The organism is Pseudomonas sp. GZD-209, from assembly GCF_049310485.1.
GTDB classification, from domain to species: Bacteria; Pseudomonadota; Gammaproteobacteria; order Pseudomonadales; family Pseudomonadaceae; genus Aquipseudomonas; species Aquipseudomonas sichuanensis.
The window spans coordinates 1-1,868 of sequence record NZ_JBMOWQ010000147.1; the positions used below are offsets into that span (position 1 = coordinate 1).

The window sequence follows — 1,868 nt, forward strand, 5'->3', positions numbered from 1 at the left end:
CCACGACATCGACCCGCGCGGTTACAACGAAACCGGCACCGCCTCCTACTACGGCAGCCGCCACCACGGCAAACGCACCGCCAGCGGCGAACCGTTCAACCAGCACGGCCTCACCGCCGCCCACCGCAGCCTGCCCTTCGGCAGCCGGGTGCTGGTGACCAACCTCGCCAACCAGCGCAGCGTGGTGGTACGCATCAACGACCGCGGCCCGCACACACGCGGCCGGCTGATCGACCTGTCACGCGCCGCAGCGGAAAAAATCGGCATGCTCCGTAGCGGAACGGCGCGAGTCCGGGTACAAGGTCTGAGCGATTGACCTGACTGGAGCCCTCGCCATTTTCGACCTGGCCACCCTCCCCACCTTCAGCCTGCTGCAACTGGGCCTGGGCCTGCTGTTGCTGATCCTCGGCGCCGAGCTGCTGGTACGCGCGGCGCTACGCTTGGCCACCCGCCTGCATGTTCGGCCGCTGATCATCGGCCTGAGCCTGGTGGCGTTCGGCAGTACCGCGCCGCAACTCACCGTCAGCCTGCAGGCTGCCTATCAAGGCGCGCCCGATGTGGCGGTGGGCAGCGTGATCGGCAGCAATATCTTCAACGTGCTGGTGATTCTCGGCCTGGCCGCGCTGATCATTCCGCTGCGCGTGTCGCGCCAGCTGGTGCGACTGGACATTCCCTTGATGATCGCCGCCAGCGGCCTGGTCTATCTGCTGGCCGCCAATGGCCAGCTGGGGCGCTTCGAAGGTGCGCTGTTGCTGCTCGGCCTGCTCGGCTACCTGCTGATGCTCCGGCACCAGTCACGCCACCATGCGCGCACCTACCCGGCAGCGAATACGCCGGTCACAGGCGCCGGACGCTTCTGGAGCGGCGTATTGCTGCAGGTGTTCCTGGGCCTCGGCCTGCTGAGCCTGGCCGGGCACCTGCTGCTGCAGGCCGCCGTCGAGGTCGCCACCGACCTCGGGCTCTCCGAACGGGTCATCGGCCTGACCGTGGTCGCGGTGTGCACCTCGCTGCCGGAGTTGGCCGCCGCCCTGATCGCCGCGCTGCGCGGCGAACGCGAGGTGGCCGTGGGCACGGTAATCGGCAGCAACCTGTTCAACCTGTTGGCGGTGTTGGGGCTGACCGCCGTGGTTGCACCCGAGCCGCTGTCGATCTCGCCCAACGCCCTGGATTTCGACCTGCCGGTGATGCTCGGGGTCGCGGCGCTGTGCCTGCCGGTGTTCTATTCAGGCTTTCGGGTGACCCGCGCCGAGGGCCTGGTGTTCCTCTGCCTATACCTGGCCTACGGCCTGCACGTGGTGACGTTCACCACCGGGCTGCCCCTGGCCGGGCGCCTGGAAAACCTGATGCTGTTCTACGTTCTGCCAGCGCTCGGCGTCGTGCTGCTGTATACGACGGTGCGCGCCTGGCGCCGCCAACACTAAGGAAAACAACATGGCTGACACGAAACAGACCGGCGAAAGCATTCGCCGCCAGGTGATGGGCGATGCCTTCGTCGACCGCGCCCTGGGCAATGCGACCGCGTTCACCCAACCGCTGCAGGACTTCGTCAACGAACATGCCTGGGGCAGCGTCTGGGCCCGCGACGGGCTGCCACTTAAGACCCGCAGCCTGATCACCTTGGCCACGCTGACCGCGCTCAAGTGCCCGCAAGAGCTCAAGGGGCATGTGCGTGGGGCTTTGAACAATGGCTGCACGGTGGAGGAAATTCGCGAGGCGTTGCTGCATTGCGCCGTGTATGCCGGCGTGCCGGCGGCGATCGATGCGTTCCGCGCGGCGCAGGAAGTGATCGACAGCTACCAGGGCAGCTGAAAGCATCGCGGGGGGAAGACGCCCCCCCCACCCTAAACCACACACTGGAAACGGGGCGG

3 protein-coding genes are annotated in these 1,868 nt (G+C 67.1%); all 3 read left to right on the forward strand.

What is annotated here, in order from left to right:
• On the forward strand, positions 1 to 316 hold a 316-nt coding region (locus tag ACO6VM_RS17435), incomplete at its 5' end, for a septal ring lytic transglycosylase RlpA family protein (RefSeq protein ID WP_422403572.1).
• A gap of 61 nt (positions 317 to 377) precedes the next feature.
• Positions 378 to 1,421 (forward strand): calcium/sodium antiporter, encoded by a 1,044-nt coding sequence (locus tag ACO6VM_RS17440; RefSeq protein ID WP_401059830.1) that lies wholly within the window; start codon positions 378 to 380, stop codon positions 1,419 to 1,421.
• Positions 1,422 to 1,431: 10 nt separating this feature from the next.
• Positions 1,432 to 1,809: a carboxymuconolactone decarboxylase family protein gene (locus ACO6VM_RS17445; protein WP_110993457.1), complete on the forward strand. Its 378-nt coding sequence runs from the start codon at positions 1,432 to 1,434 to the stop codon at positions 1,807 to 1,809.
• The last annotated feature ends 59 nt before the right edge of the window (positions 1,810 to 1,868 follow it).